The organism is Rhodococcus globerulus (assembly GCF_019334125.1).
Classification (GTDB): Bacteria; Actinomycetota; Actinomycetes; order Mycobacteriales; family Mycobacteriaceae; genus Rhodococcus_F; species Rhodococcus_F globerula.
In genome coordinates this window covers 3,140,547-3,159,653 of sequence record NZ_CP079698.1, presented here as the reverse complement: position 1 = coordinate 3,159,653, position 19,107 = coordinate 3,140,547, and the positions used below count along the sequence as shown (strand labels likewise).

The following is a 19,107-nucleotide window of genomic DNA, read 5'->3' as shown; positions in this document are numbered from 1 at the left end:
ACTGATCGGTCGGTGCTACCGAGAATCGGTTGTCACGGTAGGCGGAGCAGGGCTTCCTGTGCATACGAGGCAACGAGGTTGCCGTCTTCGGAGTACACGTCGCCGCGGCCGAAGCAGCGCCCGTGAGCAGTCACGGGGCTGTCCTGACGCAGCAATAGCCACGAGTCGGTCGTGAAGGGTCGGTGAAACCACAGATTGTGTGAGGTGACTGCGGACGTGAAAGTGGTTCCGTTGCCGAGTTGGCTCAATCCGTCGACCGGGCGTAGGGCGGTGCCGATCAGCGTGAGGTCGGTGGCGTAGGTGGCGATGGCGGGCGCGAGGTTCTGGCTGACCGGTGGGGTGCGCATCCACATTTCGAACTCGGGCGCGCCGGTGTCGGTGGAGTTGAGGTCGACGTCGGTGCGTATTTCCCACGGGATCAGGTCGACGTCGGTCCGGAACTCTTCGCCGAGTGGCGACGCAATTGTGTTCTCTGACTGACGATCCGGGCCGTCCTCGGGAGCATGCATGGAGATCAGGGACGTGGCGATGACGCCTTTGGATTGGCGCGCAATGATGGTCAATGTTGCGAAGGAACGGCCTTCGTGTTGACGCGTCACTTCGTAGCGGACGGTTTCGTCGGCGCTGCCTTCCCTGGCAAACAGGGAATGAAGCGACTTCATGCTCTTGTTCGGACAGGTCAATTCGGCCGCGCGGACGAACTGACCGAGAATTTGCCCGCCGAAAAGTCGGTGGTACGTCAAATGCAGGTTGGGACCCTCGAAAACGAGGGTGGCCGCATTCTCGTCGGTATCAGTTCGTCCGGTCTGCGGTTGCAGGTCGAGGCAGGCTAGGAGGTCGTTCCATAACTCGGACATCGGCCGAGTGTATATAAAATTTCCTCAATTGAGAATGAAGTTCTCAATCCTGTTTTTCAGCCCTTGTGTGCGAACCCCTGTGAACAGAAGGCCCAGACCTCGTCGGAGGAAATGGGATGGACGGTTGCGTCGTCCGGGGCGCCGCTGGACTGCGCAATGAACATCACCGTCTGCATGGTCATGGCGGCAATTCGGCGGGGGTTGACGCCCTCGCGCAACTGTCCTGCTTCGCTCACCTTCTCCATCAGTTCGACGAAGAACGCGAGAAGCGAGGAGTGGGCAACCTTGACCTCGGCCGGATGCGACAGCAGCAACTGGGGGGCGAAATCGGTGAACAGCGGACGCTGAGCAGCTGGGTCGGGACGACAGAACTCGAAAAGAAGCTCGACTGCGATCTTGAGTTGGTCCATCGGTTCGGATGTGCCGGCGGTCGCTGCACGGATCTGTTCGGCGCTACGGCTCAGGGCGTCTTCGAACAATGCCAACAGTAGTTCGTGCTTACCGTCGAATTGGAGGTAGAAGCTACGCAAGGACAGTTTGGACCGGTCGACCACCTCTTGCACGGTGAAGTCGGTGGTGCCTTTTTCGGTGATGATCGACTGTGCCGCATCGAGAAATCGCTGCACGCGTTGCTCTGCGCGAAGCTTTGCGGTCTTGATGGAACGCTCGACCGACCGTTGCTTCCATGCCGGCTCTTCGCTGGGCGTGGTCACCACTGCACCAGCCCCCTTCCGATTGTCAAAAACATGTTTGCACTGTACCGGAGATGTCTGTGTCACAGTGGAACGACCAAGTGTTATTTACATTTTCGAGACTATTACTATCGCTGAGCGAGAATGCTATTCTCAAACAATAATGCACCGCAGCTCCGACAGGGAGGCAGTTCGGGATGCTCTTCGAGTTCGACTCCGATCAGCGACTATGGCAAAACACCGTGCGCGAAGTGACGGCAAAGGAATGCCCGTCGTCGCTGATCCGGGACGTCGTCGACAACGACGCCAACCCGATACAAATTTGGAAAACTTACGTTTCGCTCGGTTGGACCGAGTTGACCGATCCTGATACCGCAGTTGAATTGGCAATCGTCTTGGAAGAGTTGGGCCGAGCGACGGATCCCACTCCCTACCTGGCGACAATGACACAATTTGCTCCACTTTCGAGTGAGCCGATCGATCCTGAGCAGCCGGGAACGGCAGTATTCGAGGGCGTCAGTGCCAGCCGTGACGGAAACGGGTGGCGTCTGGACGGCACGGCGCACCGCGTACTCGACGGTGATCGCGCCGAGAAGTTGGCCGTCGTCACGTCGGCGGGAGTCTTTGTTGTTCCGGCCGCGGACGTCACAGCGACGCGCAGTCCGATTTTCGATCCGGTGCTTCACGTTGCGGAAGTGTCGTTCGACGGCGTGCGGGTCGGCGTCGACCAGCGCAGTAGCGCAGATCCGGCACGGGCCATGGACCTCGCGCTCACCGGAATGGCGCTCACGACAGTCGGAGCGTGTCAGCGCGTCCTTGATCTTGCACTCGACCATGTGCGGAACCGCAAGCAGTTCGGTTCCCTCATCGGATCGTTCCAGGCTGTCCAGCACAAAGCTGCCGACATGCACCTCGCAATCGAGCGTGCCCGTGCCCTCGCGTACTACGCAGCGCTGACGATTGCCGAGAACGACCCGAGGCGGCGGCTGGCCGCGTCCATGGCCAAGGCTGCAGCCGGGGAGTGCCAATCGTTGGTGTTCCGCAACGGAATGCAGCTGTTCGGAGCGATGAGCTTCACCTGGGAAAACGACCTACAGTTTGCGCTCAAGCGTGCCAAAGCCGGTGAGCTACTGCTCGGCGGTGCGGCACAGCATCGGGCGCTGATCGCCGAGGAGTACCGTGCAACTCAACTTTGACGCCGACGTCGAGGAATTCCGGGCAGAGTTCCGCGCTTTCCTGGACGAGAATCTTCCCAGCGAGGCGCAGGCCGCGGAGCGCGCCGGATCCAGCGCGGATATTCCGCAGTGGGCGCGCGAATGGCAGCGTCTGCAGTTCGACAACGGTTGGCTGTTACCGGGCAACCCGCCGGAATTCGGTGGGCGCAATGCTGGGATCCTCGAGCAGTACGTGCATCTGGAGGAACTGTCGAAGCGGCGGATCTATCACAGCTTCAATCCGCAAGGACTGGGCATCATCGCCGCGTCGTTGCTCTCGTTCGGAACCGAGGAGCAGAAAAAGCAGTGGGCCGCACCGATTTTGCGTGCTGAGATCACCGCTGCACTCGGCATGAGCGAGCCAGGCGCAGGTTCGGATCTTGCGTCGCTGCGCACCCGTGCCGATCGTGACGGAGACCATTTTGTGGTCAACGGTCAGAAGGTCTGGACATCCGGCGCGCATGACGCCGACGTGATCCTGACCTTCGTCCGCACCGATCCCGATGCCCCCAAGCATCAGGGCATCAGTGTGCTGATGATCCCCACCGACTCACCAGGCTTGGTTCGCCGGCCCTTTGCATCCATCTGCGCAGACGATGATCTCGACTTCAACGAAGTGTTTTTCACCGATGTGAAAGTTCCGGCAGAGAACCTGATCGGTGAACTGAACAAGGGGTGGTCAGTGGCAACCGGTTCGCTCGGACACGAGCGAAACCTGTTGTGGCTCAGCTTTGCCGATCGCCTGCAAGATCTGATGGCGGACTTCCATCCGGCGACGGACATCGACCGGGATCACTACGCGACGCTCGTGATGGACCATCAGGCGCTGCGTCTGCTCGGTTCGGCAGCGTTGGCTCGCGCTGCTCGCGGTGAACAGGACGTGGCCGCCCTGTCGATACTCAAACTGCTCGGTTCCGAAGCTGTACAACGCTCTTCGGAAGAAGCCTTGATCGCCGCCGGACCCGAAGGTTTGGTTCATCCGGCTTTGACGTCGGCGTACAACCCGATGGACAACGAGGCCTTCAGTTCGAGTTGGTTCGAACGTTATGCACGAAGCTTCGCCGGCACGATCGCCGGTGGAACCTCCGAAATCCAGCGCACTATCGTCGCCGAGCGCGTGCTCGGCCTTCCCCGAAGCTGAGGAGCCTGACATGTACATTCTCTACGAGGTGGCCGACAAGATCGCGACCATCACCCTCAACCGTCCCGAAGTTGCGAACGTCCAGAACATGCAGTTGCTCGACGAACTCGACGCAGCCTGGACCCGTGCGGCCGAGGACGACGACGTCGCGGTGATCGTAGTTCGCGCCGAAGGCAAGCACTTCTCGGCCGGTCACGACCTCAATGATCGTTGGCCCTCGCCCAAGGAAATCACCTTGGAATGGATCTACCGCGCCGAAAGCCGTCGATACCTGGAATACACGTTGCGCTGGCGCAACACTCCCAAGCCGTCGATCGCAGCGGTTCAGGGGCGCATCATCGCGGGTGGCTTGATGCTGTGCTGGCCGTGCGACCTCATCATTGCTTCCGAGGACGCATTGTTCTCCGATCCGGTTGCGTTGATGGGCATCGGCGGCGTCGAATACCACGGTCACACGTGGGAACTCGGCGCCCGTAAGGCAAAGGAAATCCTCTTCACCGGTCGTCCGGTGACGGCCGAAGAGGCTGAGAAGACCGGCATGGTCAACAAGGTTGTGCCGCGCGATCAGCTCGATGCCGAGGCGCGCGCCATGGCCTTGCAGATTGCCGAGATGCCGTCATTCGGCCTCCGTCAGGCCAAGCGCGCAGTCAACCAGACACTCGACGTGCAGGGCTTCTATGCTGCCGTGCAGTCCGTGTTCGACATCCACCAGACCGGTCACGGCAATGCCCTCAGCGTTTCGGGCTACCCGATCCTGGTGAAGTTGGACGAGATGAAGGAAAAGATCAAGTAGGGCCTTCGGCTCTGTGCGCCTTTCTGGTAGTTCGCGCTACCGGAAAGGCGCACAGGGTTATTCCCACCTTGCGGGGGCAGGCTTCTCCAACGTCAGCGGACGTTCGTATGACAAATCCTCGCGGTCGCGGGTGCCGACGAGGTAGCCCTTTTCTGTGAAGAAGGGCGATTGCAGCACCCGTGCGTCGGCGACGAACATTGCCTCGACGGTTGATCTGCGAACTGCAATGCGCCACTGACCCTCTCGCCGTTCCAGGCGATCGAGATAGCGTCCACTGATGAATTGCGCGCTCTTGCCGTCATTGCCGACGAGGACAACGATGACGTAGCTTTCGGCATGTGCGACCTCGCCGTCGATGTCGCACGAGTGCGTGGTGATGTTGTGCGTGTGTACCTGCGAGGTTTCGGCGTGGGCAGTGTTCGCCCATTCACCGTATTCGGGACCCGTATTGGTTGCGAACCCGTGTTCGTCGACGCCGTTGTCGTGGTACGCGGCGGTGATGAGATCGATGTCGTGTCGATCGCATCCGCGGGCGTGCCGGCTGATGCAGTCCAGGATCGCGGTGCGATCCATGAGATAGCGAACATCTTTCTGTAGTGTCTCGAGCTGCTGGGTCTCGGTGGAGTTGTCGAGGGTCATCCTCTGCTCATTTCAGCTGATGTGATGTCGGTGGGAAGTCTGCCGCGATAGACGCATTGGACTATACAGTTGTATAGTCCAATCGTGGCGTGATTCGACCGGCGGTCATATGTCTCCGTCGAGGCCAACCCAATTCTCTGGCAGCATTATTCGCGCCAGACGGTGGCCGGGATCAGCCACTCCAACTTTGGAGGAATCATGCGAATCGGATTGACCGGCGGCGCTTCGTCCACCGACAAAATTGTCCAGCAAGCACAACGAGCAGAGGCAGACGGTTTTACCTCACTCTGGTACGCCAGCACGGTCGCCGGTGATCCGCTGACTGCACTTGCGGTAGCCGGGCGGGCCACGACGTCGATCGAACTCGGAACTGCTGTTCTGCAGACCTATCCGTGCCATCCACTGCTGCAGGCGAATCGCGTTGCTGCCGTAGCAGAGGCCATGGGACGCAAGGGATTCACATTGGGGCTCGGACCTTCGCACGAATCGCTGGTCCGGGACGTGTACGGCTTGTCCTACGACCGCCCGGGTCGCAATACCGAAGAATATGTACAGATCGTCACCGCACTGCTTCGCGGGGAAGACGTCGACTTCCGCGGCGCGGATTGGTCGACGCGCAGTGCCGGCCGGATGGCCAAGGTCGTCCACGACGTCCCGGTGCTGCTCTCCGCCATGTCGCCCCGCATGTTGCGGGTGGCAGGACAATACGCCGATGGCACGGTGTTATGGATGGCGTCGGGCAAGGTGATCGAGTCCCACATCGCTCCCGCGCTCCATACTGCTGCGGAATCTGCGGGTCGCCCAGCGCCTCGAATTGTCGCCGGGTTGCCGGTGGCGGTTCACGACGATGCCGACGAAGCTCGCGCCGCTGTTGCTGCAAATGCCACCGCGTATGCCGGAATGCCCAACTATCAACGGGTTCTCGACGCCGGCGGAGCAAGCAGCCCAGCGGATGTGGCGATTGTCGGCAACGCTCGATCGGTGCGCGCACAATTGCAGTCCCTGGTGGATGCCGGTGCGACCGATATCTGGGCTGCCGTCTTCCCCGTCGGTGCGGACCGGAAGGAATCCGTCCGCCGGACCACTGATCTTCTCGCCGAAATGGCAACTCCGGTAACAGGGTAACTTCCGGGAGGAACCGAATGAGGTACGACGTGGACACGGTGGCACAGCAGGATTCGGATGAGGTTGCCCGAGCTGTTGTGTCCGTGCGGCGGCTGACAGCGGCTGTAGCGGCCGCCCGCTCCGACATGCCGGGGCTCTCTGCCGTGGCCTCGCGGATACATGCTCTCGCTGACGATCTCGAGGCTCGCTCCTGCTCTGCCGCGGAGCGGGTGAATCAGATGAACACTATCGGCAGGATCGTCCGATACAGTCCGGTAGTCGGATCCGCCAATGTGCTTGCAGCTCCGCTCCACTTGCGTCACATCGGCGACGGTAACGAGGGGACAGTCACTTTTTCGGTCGCGCATCAGGGTTCCCTCGGAGTAGTGCATGAGGGTTTTGCGGCGATGGTCCTCGACGTTGCTCTCGCGGAAGCGAACATGGCAGCAGGAGTCCCCGCCATGACAGCAGGTTTGACGCTTCGCTACCACCACCCGATGCCGGTGTGCTGCGACCTGACGGTACGGGCCTGGCATGTGTACGTAGACGGCCGAAAGTCGTGGTGCCGTGGAGAAATCTGGTGGGAACACGACCTGTGCGTGAGTGCAGAAGGACTGTTCATCGTTCCGCGCGAAGGAGGGGCTCGTGGCCAGGATCGACAGGGCTGACGTGATTAACCCGTCACCGATCGACGACGCGGCGGACGGACTGCGGCGATTGACTGACCTTCTCCTGAGGGTGGACGAGAACGATCCCGCCCTGGTCGCGGTAGCCGACGAACTCGACCGCATCGAAGCGGCGCTCGAGCAGAACGCTGGACCCGTGGAGTTCCGTGACCCTGTCAGTGGGAGAGGCAATGCCCTCGCACCGCCCCTGGATATGGAGAGATTGCCTGACGGCACTGTCCGGGCGACCGGCTCGCTCGGCCTGCCCTACCAAGGACCGCAGGGACTTGTGCATGGTGGGATGTCGGCGCTGATGCTCGATCACATACTCGGCCTGACACACCCGGAGGGATCGACCCTTCTGGAGGAACTGGTGGTGCGCTACCACCAGCCGCTCCCACTCTTCGAAGGCGTTGTGATCACCGGTCGTCGGATGAGCGATGAAGACGAGAAGGTCCGCGCTCACGGTGAGATCACCGTGGACGGGTACCTGGCGGTGGGGGGGGGGGGGGGGGGGGCGGGGGGGGCCCCCCCCCCCCCCCCCCGGGGGGGGGGGGGGGGGGGGGGGGGGGGGGCGGGGGGGGGGGCGGGGGGGGGGGGGGGGGGGGGCCGCGCGGGGGGGGGGGGGGGGGGGGGGCGGGGGGGGGGGGGGGGGGGGGGGGGGGGGGGGGGACGACCTGACTTGTGTGAGCTCAGCTCAGTTGCGTCAGACGTGGAGCAAATCCCTGAGTTCGGATGGTTGCCCCCGCCTCACGGGTGAGTTCCCGTGCACTGCCGAGCAATCCGTCGAGAAGCATGGCCCGACGGACGTGACGGTGAAGGTCGTGTTCGGCAGTGAAACCGATCCCGCCGAGTACTTGCTGGCAGTGGCGGGCCGTTGTCAGAGCGGCTTTGCCGGCCGCGGCCTTCGCCAGCAGCGAGCCGAGGTCGTCGGTGGCGGTATTCAACGTTGCTTCCGCGCCCTCGATGGCGACCAGCGTCTCGGCAAGCCGATGACGAACAGCCTGGAACGATGCCACCGGCTTACCGAACTGCATGCGGTTCAAGGCATGGGTGCGGGCGAGATCGAGCATTGCGCGACTGGTACCCACCAACCACCATCCGAGTGCCCGGCGACCCGCCGCGAGCGGGACGGCATCACCGGCCTCCACGACGCGTAGCGGAACATCGGTGTCCAATGTTGTTCCGGGTCCCTCGCTCCGTTCCCACAGGACCCAGCGCCCACCGGAGTACGGCAGCGCGACGGTACCGCCCACGGGCAGACTCAGCGCGGTATCGGCCAACACCACGTCGTTGACCAGTGGTGCATGGGCGCCGGTCTCGCCGAGCAGGCGAAATACCAGAGGCACTGCTACATCGGGCATTTCGGTGAGCATCTCGGTCCAACCGAGTTCGGTCATGGCGGCATCGAGTTTGCTGCCGGACACACTGAGCATTGTCTTGCGGAGCGTTTCGGTGAGCAGATTCAGCTCGTCGTCGTGCATGCTCATTCCTTCCCCAGATCCAGCAGCCGCCGCGCGATGATGTTGCGCTGAATTTCAGCTGTACCGCCGTAGATGGTGGCTGCACGCGAGTACAGGAACTCCGACCGCCATGGCGTCTCGTCGAGTTCGATGGTGCCAGGCAACAAGTCGCGCACGGTATCGAACAACTGCTGCTCGGAGGTCGCCAGCAGAACCTTGTCGATCGATGTCTCCGGGCCGATCTTTGCGCCCTCCGCCAATCGGGTTTGTGTCGCGAGGGACCGGGCTCGCACGGTGTGCAGTGCCAGGTAGGCGGCGCCGAGTTCGGCGTCATCTGTTGCGTCTGTGTCGGATTCGGCGAGCAGCTGATCCAGACGGGAGAACAGGTACGCGATCCGATGCCAGAAGCACGTGGAACGCTCATGGGGCAGTAGATCCATCGCCACTCGCCAACCGTCGCCCGGCTTGCCGAGCATGCGGTCCGCCGGAACGACGACGTCGTCGAAGTAGACCTCGGCAAACTCGTCGACTCCGTGCATGGTGCGCAGCGGCCGGACGGTGATGCCTGGAGTGTCCATGTCGACGAAGAAGGCGGTAATTCCGTCGTGGCCCGGCCCGGTACGGGTGAGCAGGACACATCGCGCCGAATACTGAGCCAGCGACGTCCAGACTTTCTGACCGTTGACAACCCAGTTTTCCCCGTCTCGGACTGCCCGGGTGCTCAGCGACGCGAGATCGCTACCCGAACCGGGTTCGGAGAAGCCCTGGCACCATTGCTCACGTCCACTGAGAAGTCGCGGAACCATTTCCGCTGCCAACTCCGGCCGGGCGTACGAAATCATCGTGGGAGCAAGGACTTCGATCATCGAGTAGATGCCGGGCTCGGCGAGGTCGCGAGTGGCAACTTCCTCGCCGAGAACCGCACGCAGGACAGCGGGCCCACCGAGCCCGCCGACCTCCTCGGGCCAGCCGTACCGCATCCAACCCGCGTCGAACAGTGCACCTCGAACGCGGCCGAGCTGTTCTACCTGACCGTCGAGCGAATGATCGGATCCGGGGGAGAGATCGTTTTCGGCCAGCCAGGTCTGAACGGCCGACCGAAATTCGGGGACGTTCATGCCCCCGGACGATCGAAAGCGTGAGGAATACCCGAATCATGATCGCCGTTGCGGCGCAGGAACGTCATCGCGCGCGTCTGCAGCCGCCAACCGTCTTCGGTGCGCAGGTACGTATCGCTGTAGTAGCCGATCCGCATGTCGTGCGTTGCATGATCGACGAAGCACAGTGTCTGGCTTCCGGTTGCCGTGTCGGCACCGGTGAATTCGACGACGGGTGTCCCCGTCATGAACAGCCCCTGGGGAGCGGCCGCAACCAGAGCGGGAAACTCGTCGAGTGGGTACTTGTCGCCGAAAGCGCTGTACGTGCCGTCCGGAGTGAACACAGCGACAACACCGTCGACATCGCCCTTGGTCATGTTGACCGCATAGCGAGCGAGAAGTTGCGAGATCTCCATGATCTCGTCAGTTGTTGACATAAATCTTTCCGCCCTTCATGACGAAGCCGACTCGCTGGGTAACCGTGATGTCCTCCAACGGATCTCCGGGTACCGCAATGATGTCGGCGAGTAGACCTTCGGCCAGACGGCCACGGTCGGTGACGTTGATGAGATCTGCGGCGACGGTGGTGGCCGCCCGCAACACCGCGATATTGCTCATGCCGCGAGAGACGAGGGCAACCAGTTCGTCTGCATTCTTTCCGTGCGGGATTGCCGGCGCATCGGTGCCTACGGCGATCTTCACACCGGCGTCGTATGCCGCCTTGACCGAAAGTCGTGCACGCGGGAACATTTCGGCCGCCTTGGCCTGTAGCTCCGGCGCGGCCTTGGAGGTATCCATGGCGTCGGCCAAGCGCGTGGTCGGCACCAGGAAGGTGCCGTGCTCGACCATCATTGCGATGGCCTCGTCGTCGACCAGGAAGCCGTGCTCGATGCAGTCGATGCCGGCTTCGATTGCCGCCTTCACTGCTTCTGCGCCGTGCGTGTGCGACGCGACACGCAGACCGCGTCGGTGCGCCTCGTCCACGATCGCACGCAGTTCTTCGTTGGAATAGTGTTGCGCACCAGGTAGTCCGGTGTGTGACATGACTCCACCCGAAACGCAGACCTTGATCAACTGAGCGCCGTGCTTGATCTGGTAGCGAACAGCCTTACGGCACTCGTCGACACCGTTGGCGATGCCCTCTTCGATAGTCAGGTCCAACACGCCGGGAGCAAACGCCGCGAACATCGTCGGATCGAGGTGGCCACCAGTGGGAGTGATCGCGTGGCCGGCCGGGATGATTCGCGGTCCGTCGACCCAACCCGCATCGATTGCCTTGCCGAGAGCCACGTCGAGCAGGTAGCCACCGGTTTTCACGAACAGTCCCAGGTTGCGAACAGTGGTGAAACCCGCGCGCAGAGTGCGACGTGAGTTGCCGACGGCACGCAGCATCCGGAGCGGCGGATCATCCTGAACCGTTGAGTAGACCGGCTTTTCGCCGCGTCCACCCATCAGCAGGTTTACCTCCATGTCCATGAGTCCGGGAAGAAGAATCTGGTCGCCGAGGTCGACGATTTCGCCTTCGGGTGTTCCGCCGATTCCGACGATCTTGCCTTCGTCGACCTTGATGACGGCCGGCCGGACGATCTCGCCGCTGTCGACGTCGAGCATTCCCGCTGCTTTGAGTGTGATCATGTTCAGTCCCTTTGAGATCAGAAGATCAGAAGATCAGACGATCGGTAGATCGGGTCAGACGACGGGTTCGACGGTGACGGCTACGTAGGCTGCGCCGCTGTCGGGGACGCGGGGTTGTTTCCAGACTTCGATGGGGAAGGTGACCATGACGAAGGATTGCATGAGGTGTACGAGTGCTCGTGCGTCGTCGGGTAGGTCGTCGAGGGGGAATTTGTCGCAGTAGGTGATGGCGTCTTCGAGTCGGTTGAAGGCGGCGTCGTAGAAGTCTTGCATTTCGGGCATGGTGGAGGCGAGGCGTTTTGCGTAGCGTTCGCCTTCGGTGGGGAGGATCCAGTCGGCGAAGCGTTCGAGGTCGGCGAAGTCAGTTGGTAGTGGCATCGCGGTGCTCCTTGACGTGTGTTCGTGCGGTGTGGTGAAGGTGGCGGATGAGGAGTTCTTGGTCGCAGAGGGGGAATTCGGTGACGGTGCGGGTGGCCATCATTGTTTGTGAGGCTTCGAGGGTGTTCGCGTCTTGGAGTGCGTATTCCTTGAAGGTGACTGCGGCGAGTTCGTGTGCGAGTCGTTCGCGGGTGTTCTTGGGGGGTACGAAGTAGAGGCTGGCTTCGAAGATGTGTTTGTCGACTGCGGTGGGCCAGTAGTGGTAGGTGAGGTACCAGCCTGGTGCCCAGATGAGGAGCATGAAGTTGGGGAAGATGGTGAAGCTGTCTTCGCCCCAGGCTGCGTGGCGTGCGGGGTTGAGTGTGGGGGGTAGGGGGTCGAGGCCTTCGATGTCGGGGCGGTCCCAGGGGCCGAAGAGTCCGCTGCGCAGTGCGCGTTCGATGGGCTTGACCATGTTGAGGTCTTTCGGCGGTGCCATTCCGCCCCATGAGGAGATGAGGGAGTGGGGTCCGTCGAGTTCGTAGTGGAGTGCTTCGAAGCCGGTGGCGGCGAGTTTGTCTGCTTCGGCCTTGGTTGCCTGCTTCTGGTGCAGGATGGGGGCGTGGTAGAACTCGGCGAATGCGTCGATGAAGAGTTTCCAGTTGCTGCCGATTTCGGCGCGGTAGCTGTAGACCTCGGTCATTTCGTGGAAGGGGTAGCCTTCGACGCCCTTGAGCATGGGGCCGAGGTATTCCTCGAGGCTTTGCTGGGGGTTGAGGTTGACGAAGATGAAGCCTTGCCAGGTTTCGCAGGTGACTTCGACGAGTCCGTAGTCCTGCTTGTCGACGTCGAAGAATTCGCCTTCTTGTTGGATGAAGGAGAGTTTGCCGTCGAGGTCGTAGCGCCAGGCGTGGTATTTGCAGGTGAACTGGCGGCAGGTGCCTGAGGTTTCGTCGCCGGGGATTTCGTTCCATACCAGCTTGTTTCCGCGGTGGCGGCAGACGTTGTGGAATGCGCGGATGGTTCCGTCGGCGCCTTTGACGATGATCAGGGAGGTGTTGACGGCGGCGAGTTCTTTGGTGAAGTAGCTGCCGGTGCGGGGGACTCGTTCGACGCGTCCGACGTTGAGCCAGGTGCGTTTGAAGATTGCTTCGCGTTCGGCTTCGTAGTGTTCGGGGTCGATGGAGTCGGTGTAGTCGACGGGTGCGGTGCCGAGGTGGGGATACTGTTCGGTCCAGCTTCCCGCGGCCGGTTTGGCGAAGTGTGGCACGGTCTACTCGCTTTCGTGGTCTGGCTCGATGCCAAATGAGTTGAAGGCCATGGCCATCAGGCCATAGCAGCCGACGGTGAAGACAAAATCCATCAGCTGTCGTTTGTCGAAGTACTCGCTGAGTGCAGCCCAGGTCTCGTCGGAGACGATCGAATCGACTTCGAGCTCTTCGACGGCGCGCAACACCGTGATGTCGGGTTCGACGAGGGCTTCGCCGCGCATCGCCGATTCGATCTCGGTCGGCGTCAGGCCTGCTTCCTCCTGGGCGATGATGATGTGGTGGGTCTTCTCGTAAGCGCAGTTTCGGCGCGTTGCAACCCTCAGGATGGCGAGTTCGCGCAGGCGCGGCGGAAGGCTGTTGCGGTACAGCATTCGCGTGCTGAAGATGAGGAAGTCCCTGGTCAGTTCAGGGTGATTCACCAGAGTGGACAGAGCCGGTCCGGCACCTTCCGGGTTCTGCCGCTCACGGGGCAGCATTCCGCGCAACGACATTCGGACCTGGTCGTCCCAATCTGCTTCGGGTAACGGAGATAGCCGCATCAGATGTTCGTTTCCTTTGCTGTCATCGAAAGGTGCAATATTTTCGATCTCATCTTTGAGAATCACATTCTCTTTAACTGAGCGCAATATTTCCACAGTCCTCACCCGTCGTCAACGTCGGCCGGGTTCGGTCGGTCTACACACAAAAAACACGCGGTGTTCGACAGACGAACACCGCGTGAGATTCAGGGTCTGCTCGACCCGTTAGAGGTCGACATCACTCACGGCGACTCGGCATCTCGAATCCTGACAGGATCACGGCATTGGTCTCGGCAGCACTCTCGCGCAACACCTTTGCCTCCTGGTACTCGTCGGACTCGTACCAAGTACGTGCCGCCTCGACCGATGCGAACTCGAGGACGACTGTCCGGTCGCCGTGCCAATCGCCCTCGAGTACGCGAGGTGTCGTCTCGACCGACAGAACTGTGGCGCCGCCCTTTGCCAGTGAGGGCGCAGATGCCCGGCCATAGGCATTCATGCCGGCTTCGTCCTTGACGGCTTCGGTCAAGATGACATATCCCTTGGGCATTGCGTACTCCTGGTTGTCGTGATTGATGGTTGAAAGTGAAGTCAGGTCAGGGTGATTGCGCGCTCGGGGCAATTCGAGACAGCGTCACGAACTGCACCTTCCGAGTCTGTCGGAACCTCGTCGGCAATCGCCTCGGCGTAACCGTCGTCGGTGAGAGTAAAGACCTCAGGGGCGATCGTGAGGCAGACGCCGTGCCCCTTGCATCCGTCCGGGTCGACAGTGACCTTCATCAGGCGCCCTCCTCGGCGAGCGTGTACTCGAGATTCAAGTTGGTGAGACCGCGGAGGATGAACGTCGGAACATACTGGAAATTACGGTTATCCGCCGTTCCGTGAATACTCTCCGAAATTCGGATGTCCGTGGTGCGGTCCAGAAGGCGCTCGAGGCAAATCCGGGCTTCCGTACGAGCGAGTGGGGCGCCGGGGCAGCTGTGAATGCCACGGCCGAAGGCGATGTGTGTGCGGGAATTGGGTCGATCGATGTCGAACGTCGCAGCATCCGGGAACTGGCGCGGATCGCGATTGGCGGCGCCGTTGACCAACATCACCGTGGTTCCTGCCGGGATATCCACTCCGCCAATGGTTGTGGGAACCCGAGAGAGCCGGAAATCGCCTTTGATCGGGCTTTCGATCCGCAGTGTCTCTTCGATGAAGTTGGGAATGCGGTCGCGTTCCTTGCGTAGAAGTGCTTGGAGCTCCGGCTCTTCCGCAAGGATCTTCAGTGCGGAGCTGAGCAGGCGGACCGTGGTTTCCTGGCCGGCCGAAAAAAGGTTGGCAGCAACATGTACAACGTCTGCGACATCGGGGGTCGAGCCGTCCGGGAACGTTGCGGTGGCCAAACCGGTCATGACATCGTCACGTGGTTCACGGCGACGGCCCTCGACGTAGGCGGTGAACTGTGCGTACAGGAATTCCATCGGAGTGTGGGCCATCGTGTCGTCACCGGTGCTTCCGACACCGCCGCCCCCACCACCGTGAGGTTGTCCGAGATTCCGAACAAAATCGTTGCGATCGTCCTCGGGAACACCGAGCAGATCGGCGATGGCCAGCAACGCATACGGGAGGGCGAACTCGCTGATGAATTCACCTTCGCCGCCCTCGAGTGCCTTGTCCAGCAACTGGTCTGCGAGCGTCCACATCCAGTCCTCGTTCTCCTTGAGGCGCTTGGGGGTGATCAATCGCATGAGCAGCGCGCGGTGATCGGTGTGCATCGGGGGATCGAGTGTCGGAAGCTGATCGTTCATCGGGAGCTTGTGGCGGTGCAGTTCGATCAATTCCGAGACGTCGTCGCCTTCGAGCGGGACCGGGAAACCTGGAAACGGCCCGGTAACCGACGTGCACGACGAGAATGTCACGCTGTCCTGCAGCACCTCCACGGCTTCCTCGTACCCCGTCACCATGACTACGTCGTGGTGCGGTTCGCGCTTGACGGGGCATTGACCGCGCATCGCCTCGAAGTACGGATACGGGTCCACGACAAGATCGTCGTCTTTGAAAAAGTTCTTGGTCTCGAAGTCGGTCATGGCTACACCGTTTCCCGCGACATCGCTCGCGCGTATGTCTCGATTCTTGAGGCGAGGGGCTGCTCACCTGAGTCAGTGGGTCATTTCGAACAGTGGGACATTTTCAGAAGGATGGTTCGGTGAGACGGTTCAGGACCGCGTCACCGCCGTCTACGACCTTGGGCTGATGCCAGATTTCGACGCACATCGCGACCATGATGACGGAGTGCACCAGGCGGAGCAGATTGCGCGCGTCGTCGGGGAGATCGTCGAGCGGAAACTTGTCGCAGTAGGCAAGAGCGTCTTGAAGGACGGGGAAACCGGCGTCGTAGAACGCCTGCATCGTTGCCATGCTGCTCGTCATCCGCATATTCCAGCGTTCAGCCTCCGTTTCGAGACTCCACACGGCGGCAAAACCCTCGAGTTCCGAGAATTCCTGAGGGAGAAGAGGGTTGATGTTCGTCATGCATTCACCCCGGAGCCTTGGTAGTTCGCGACCCAGTCGGCAACGGACTTGTGGAAATGCCGGACGAGGAGTTCCTGGTCGTTGAGTGGGAAGTCGCTCGAATTGCCCAAAGCGTCGAGACCCTGCTGAGTTCCGACGAGGGTGCCGGCGTCCTGCAGAGCGAACTCCTTGAACATGACGACGGCGCATTCCTGTGCAGCGCGGTCGCTGGCGTTTTTGGCCGGTGGGAAGAAGAGTGTGCCCTCGAACCGGTGCGTGTTGTGCGACGTAGGCCAGTAGCGGTAGACGAGGTACCACCCGCTCGCCCAGATCAGGATCTCCAGGTTGGGGAAGATCTGGAAGTTGTCGGCCGCCCAGGCCTTGATGCGTCCAGGGTTGGTTCCGGACAGCTCGCCCCCGAGATCGGGTTCGTTCCACGGGCCGAACAAGCCGCTGCGCGTTTCCATTTCGATCGGATACTGGAAATTGGCCGGCCACAGTCGACGCGGAACGCTGGACGTGGACACCATTCGATGGGGCCCGTCGAGTTGATAGTGCGGCGCCTCGAATCCCTTCATCATCTGGGGCCTGGCGTCGGGGGTTGCTTCCTGGGTATGCAGCGACGGGACGTGGTAGTACTCCTGGAATGCGTCCAGGAAGACTTTCCAGTTGCAGTCGATGTCGGCGCTGAAATCGTAGCGCTCGGGCATCTCCTCGAACGGATACCCCGCCAGATCGGTGATCATCGAACCGAGGAATTCGGTAAGAGTGGTGGGAGGTTCCTTGGCGAGATTGACGAAGATGAACCCGGCCCAGACATCGCAATGCACCGGGACCAGTCCGTAATCGGCCTTGTCCAAGTCGAAGAACTCGCCCTCCTGCTGTACAAACGTCAGCGACCCGTCGAGCGAGTAACGCCACGCGTGGTACTTGCAGGTGAAGGCGCGGCACGAGCCGCTGGTCTCCGCACTGGGAATCTCGTTCCACACCAACTTGTTTCCGCGGTGACGGCAGATGTTGTGGAAGGCGCGAACCTGCCCCTCCAGATCGCGCACGATGATGAGCGAGGTATTGGCGACCTCGATTTCCTTGGTGAAATAGCGACCTTTGTCGGCGACGTCCTCGACGCGCCCGACATTGAGCCACGCCTGCTTGAACACTGCTTCGCGTTCGGCTTCGTAGAATTCGGGCGAAATGCAGTCCTGATAGGACACCGGCCCGGTTCCGACGTCCGGATAGTGCTGGGTCCAGCTTCCTTCGGCAGGTTTGGGAAAGAGTGCCATGCGGATGTCCTTCTATAGTGGCGGCGCTTCCGATGCTTCCCAGCGCGCCGTCAATTGTCAAGAATTGCATTCTGTTACAAGAGTATTCGTATCCTAGGCAGTGATGCCAAGACTTTGTCCGTAATTGTGCATTGTGGTGCAACATATTTCGATATCTCGGGCAGTGCGGGCGAAAATGAAAAGACCGCAACGCCCGGCATGCGTGAAGATGTGCATGCCGGACGCTACGGTCTGTGCAGTTTTGCTTGCTTCCCAAGAGCTTTCGCGCGAATCTGTGTCTAGACGATCAGACGACGGGTTCGACGGTGACGGCTACGTAGGCTGCGCCGCTGTCGGGGACGCGGGGTTGTTTCCAGACTTCGATGGGGAAGGTGACCATGACGAAGGATTGCATGAGGTGTACGAGTGCTCGTGCGTCGTCGGGTAGGTCGTCGAGGGGGAATTTGTCGCAGTAGGTGATGGCGTCTTCGAGTCGGTTGAAGGCGGCGTCGTAGAAGTCTTGCATTTCGGGCATGGTGGAGGCGAGGCGTTTTGCGTAGCGTTCGCCTTCGGTGGGGAGGATCCAGTCGGCGAAGCGTTCGAGGTCGGCGAAGTCAGTTGGTAGTGGCATCGCGGTGCTCCTTGACGTGTGTTCGTGCGGTGTGGTGAAGGTGGCGGATGAGGAGTTCTTGGTCGCAGAGGGGGAATTCGGTGACGGTGCGGGTGGCCATCATTGTTTGTGAGGCTTCGAGGGTGTTCGCGTCTTGGAGTGCGTATTCCTTGAAGGTGACTGCGGCAGTTCGTGTGCGAGTCGTTCGCGGGTGTTCTGGGGGTACGAAGTAGAGGCTGGCTTCGAAGATGTGTTTGTCGACTGCGGTGGGCCAGTAGTGGTAGGTGAGGTACCAGCCTGGTGCCCAGATGAGGAGCATGAAGTTGGGGAAGATGGTGAAGCTGTCTTCGCCCCAGGCTGCGTGGCGTGCGGGGTTGAGTGTGGGGGGTAGGGGGTCGAGGCCTTCGATGTCGGGGCGGTCCCAGGGGCCGAAGAGTCCGCTGCGCAGTGCGCGTTCGATGGGCTTGACCATGTTGAGGTCTTTCGGCGGTGCCATTCCGCCCCATGAGGAGATGAGGGAGTGGGGTCCGTCGAGTTCGTAGTGGAGTGCTTCGAAGCCGGTGGCGGCGAGTTTGTCTGCTTCGGCCTTGGTTGCCTGCTTCTGGTGCAGGATGGGGCGTGGTAGAACTCGGCGAATGCGTCGATGAAGAGTTTCCAGTTGCTGCCGATTTCGGCGCGGTAGCTGTAGACCTCGGTCATTTCGTGGAAGGGGTAGCCTTCGACGCCCTTGAGCATGGGGCCGAGGTATTCCTCGAGGCTTTGCTGGGGGTTGAGGTTGACGAAGATGAAGCCTTGCCAGGTTTCGCAGGTGACTTCGACGAGTCCGTAGTCCTGCTTGTCGACGTCGAAGAATTCGCCTTCTTGTTGGATGAAGGAGAGTTTGCCGTCGAGGTCGTAGCGCCAGGCGTGGTATTTGCAGGTGAACTGGCGGCAGGTGCCTGAGGTTTCGTCGCCGGGGATTTCGTTCCATACCAGCTTGTTTCCGCGGTGGCGGCAGACGTTGTGGAATGCGCGGATGGTTCCGTCGGCGCCTTTGACGATGATCAGGGAGGTGTTGACGGCGGCGAGTTCTTTGGTGAAGTAGCTGCCGGTGCGGGGGACTCGTTCGACGCGTCCGACGTTGAGCCAGGTGCGTTTGAAGATTGCTTCGCGTTCGGCTTCGTAGTGTTCGGGGTCGATGGAGTCGGTGTAGTCGACGGGTGCGGTGCCGAGGTGGGGATACTGTTCGGTCCAGCTTCCCGCGGCCGGTTTGGCGAAGTGTGGCACGGTCTACCTCTCGTTCTCATGTTCGTG

The 19,107-nt window shown here is 61.2% G+C and carries 22 protein-coding genes and 1 pseudogene; 6 read left to right on the top strand and 17 right to left on the bottom strand.

The features are described from left to right. Positions 1-32: 32 nt before the first annotated feature. Together KYT97_RS14210 and KYT97_RS14205 are read right to left on the bottom strand one after the other, a co-directional pair. On the bottom strand, positions 33-857 hold the full coding sequence (locus tag KYT97_RS14210) for an acyl-CoA thioesterase (protein WP_219112643.1): 825 nt from the start codon (positions 855-857) through the stop codon (positions 33-35). Between the two features lie 56 nt (positions 858-913). Next, positions 914-1,570, bottom strand: a complete 657-nt coding sequence (locus KYT97_RS14205; protein ID WP_230590427.1) for a TetR/AcrR family transcriptional regulator — start codon at positions 1,568-1,570, stop codon at positions 914-916. Between the two features lie 176 nt (positions 1,571-1,746). Between KYT97_RS14205 and KYT97_RS14200 the strand changes: the two genes are divergently transcribed. The 3 genes from KYT97_RS14200 to KYT97_RS14190 are packed head-to-tail and all read left to right on the top strand — an operon-like array spanning position 1,747 to position 4,697. Next, positions 1,747-2,745, top strand: coding sequence for an acyl-CoA dehydrogenase family protein (locus tag KYT97_RS14200; protein ID WP_045064781.1), 999 nt, complete (start codon positions 1,747-1,749; stop codon positions 2,743-2,745). After that, a complete protein-coding gene (locus KYT97_RS14195; RefSeq protein ID WP_033236980.1) occupies positions 2,729-3,904 on the top strand; it encodes an acyl-CoA dehydrogenase family protein in 1,176 nt (391 codons plus the stop codon). The genes KYT97_RS14200 and KYT97_RS14195 overlap by 17 nt, the downstream gene beginning before the upstream one ends. A gap of 10 nt (positions 3,905-3,914) precedes the next feature. Beyond that, positions 3,915-4,697, top strand: coding sequence for an enoyl-CoA hydratase (locus KYT97_RS14190; RefSeq protein WP_033236979.1), 783 nt, complete (start codon positions 3,915-3,917; stop codon positions 4,695-4,697). Positions 4,698-4,754: 57 nt separating this feature from the next. Here the strand turns inward: KYT97_RS14190 and KYT97_RS14185 are convergent, their stop codons facing one another. Beyond that, entirely contained in the window at positions 4,755-5,336 is a 582-nt protein-coding gene (locus tag KYT97_RS14185) for a nuclear transport factor 2 family protein (RefSeq protein WP_219112642.1), read from the bottom strand. Between the two features lie 198 nt (positions 5,337-5,534). Here KYT97_RS14185 and KYT97_RS14180 point away from each other — a divergent pair, with 198 nt between their 5' ends. The 3 genes from KYT97_RS14180 to KYT97_RS31275 are packed head-to-tail and all read left to right on the top strand — an operon-like array spanning position 5,535 to position 7,865. Continuing rightward, positions 5,535-6,461, top strand: a complete 927-nt coding sequence (locus KYT97_RS14180) for a TIGR03564 family F420-dependent LLM class oxidoreductase (RefSeq protein ID WP_033236977.1) — start codon at positions 5,535-5,537, stop codon at positions 6,459-6,461. Between the two features lie 17 nt (positions 6,462-6,478). Then, positions 6,479-7,108 carry a PaaI family thioesterase gene (locus KYT97_RS14175; RefSeq protein WP_045064778.1) on the top strand — a complete coding sequence of 210 codons (630 nt, stop codon included), beginning with the start codon at positions 6,479-6,481 and terminating at the stop codon, positions 7,106-7,108. Beyond that, positions 7,044-7,865: a hotdog family protein gene (locus tag KYT97_RS31275; RefSeq protein ID WP_425332404.1), complete on the top strand. Its 822-nt coding sequence runs from the start codon at positions 7,044-7,046 to the stop codon at positions 7,863-7,865. Before KYT97_RS14175 ends, KYT97_RS31275 begins: the two co-directional genes overlap by 65 nt. On the opposite strand, the gene KYT97_RS14165 is transcribed toward KYT97_RS31275, so the two are convergent. From KYT97_RS14165 to KYT97_RS14100, 14 genes and pseudogenes are all read right to left on the bottom strand, one after another. Further along, positions 7,798-8,595, bottom strand: coding sequence for an acyl-CoA dehydrogenase family protein (locus KYT97_RS14165; RefSeq protein WP_218833729.1), 798 nt, complete (start codon positions 8,593-8,595; stop codon positions 7,798-7,800). The genes KYT97_RS31275 and KYT97_RS14165 overlap by 68 nt on opposite strands. Continuing rightward, positions 8,592-9,686, bottom strand: a complete 1,095-nt coding sequence (locus tag KYT97_RS14160) for an acyl-CoA dehydrogenase family protein (protein WP_033236975.1) — start codon at positions 9,684-9,686, stop codon at positions 8,592-8,594. Before KYT97_RS14160 ends, KYT97_RS14165 begins: the two co-directional genes overlap by 4 nt. Next, positions 9,683-10,102 (bottom strand): nuclear transport factor 2 family protein, encoded by a 420-nt coding sequence (locus tag KYT97_RS14155; protein WP_045064773.1) that lies wholly within the window; start codon positions 10,100-10,102, stop codon positions 9,683-9,685. The genes KYT97_RS14160 and KYT97_RS14155 overlap by 4 nt, the downstream gene beginning before the upstream one ends. Further along, positions 10,089-11,300, bottom strand: coding sequence for a metal-dependent hydrolase family protein (locus KYT97_RS14150; RefSeq protein WP_033236973.1), 1,212 nt, complete (start codon positions 11,298-11,300; stop codon positions 10,089-10,091). Before KYT97_RS14150 ends, KYT97_RS14155 begins: the two co-directional genes overlap by 14 nt. A 54-nt stretch (positions 11,301-11,354) precedes the next feature. Next, positions 11,355-11,678, bottom strand: a complete 324-nt coding sequence (locus tag KYT97_RS14145; protein WP_033237421.1) for a hypothetical protein — start codon at positions 11,676-11,678, stop codon at positions 11,355-11,357. Beyond that, a complete protein-coding gene (locus KYT97_RS14140) occupies positions 11,662-12,927 on the bottom strand; it encodes an aromatic ring-hydroxylating oxygenase subunit alpha (RefSeq protein ID WP_033237420.1) in 1,266 nt (421 codons plus the stop codon). Before KYT97_RS14140 ends, KYT97_RS14145 begins: the two co-directional genes overlap by 17 nt. A 3-nt stretch (positions 12,928-12,930) precedes the next feature. Next, the gene (locus KYT97_RS14135) at positions 12,931-13,467 is read right to left on the bottom strand and encodes a carboxymuconolactone decarboxylase family protein (RefSeq protein ID WP_033237414.1); all 537 of its coding nucleotides are present in this window, start codon (positions 13,465-13,467) and stop codon (positions 12,931-12,933) included. A 217-nt stretch (positions 13,468-13,684) separates the two neighbouring features. Further along, entirely contained in the window at positions 13,685-13,996 is a 312-nt protein-coding gene (locus tag KYT97_RS14130; protein WP_219112638.1) for a DUF1330 domain-containing protein, read from the bottom strand. Between the two features lie 41 nt (positions 13,997-14,037). After that, complete coding sequence (locus KYT97_RS14125) at positions 14,038-14,226, bottom strand: ferredoxin (RefSeq protein WP_045064766.1); 189 nt, start codon at positions 14,224-14,226, stop codon at positions 14,038-14,040. Next, complete coding sequence (locus tag KYT97_RS14120) at positions 14,226-15,518, bottom strand: cytochrome P450 (protein WP_219112636.1); 1,293 nt, start codon at positions 15,516-15,518, stop codon at positions 14,226-14,228. Before KYT97_RS14120 ends, KYT97_RS14125 begins: the two co-directional genes overlap by 1 nt. Positions 15,519-15,621: 103 nt before the next feature. Further along, positions 15,622-15,963: a hypothetical protein gene (locus KYT97_RS14115; RefSeq protein WP_033237412.1), complete on the bottom strand. Its 342-nt coding sequence runs from the start codon at positions 15,961-15,963 to the stop codon at positions 15,622-15,624. Continuing rightward, on the bottom strand, positions 15,960-17,225 hold the full coding sequence (locus tag KYT97_RS14110) for an aromatic ring-hydroxylating oxygenase subunit alpha (RefSeq protein ID WP_033237413.1): 1,266 nt from the start codon (positions 17,223-17,225) through the stop codon (positions 15,960-15,962). The genes KYT97_RS14115 and KYT97_RS14110 overlap by 4 nt, the downstream gene beginning before the upstream one ends. Before the next feature lie 286 nt (positions 17,226-17,511). Beyond that, entirely contained in the window at positions 17,512-17,835 is a 324-nt protein-coding gene (locus KYT97_RS14105; RefSeq protein WP_033237421.1) for a hypothetical protein, read from the bottom strand. Next, positions 17,819-19,080 (bottom strand): annotated as a pseudogene (locus KYT97_RS14100) (aromatic ring-hydroxylating oxygenase subunit alpha). The gene KYT97_RS14105 and the pseudogene KYT97_RS14100 overlap by 17 nt, the downstream one beginning before the upstream one ends. Positions 19,081-19,107 lie beyond the last annotated feature (27 nt).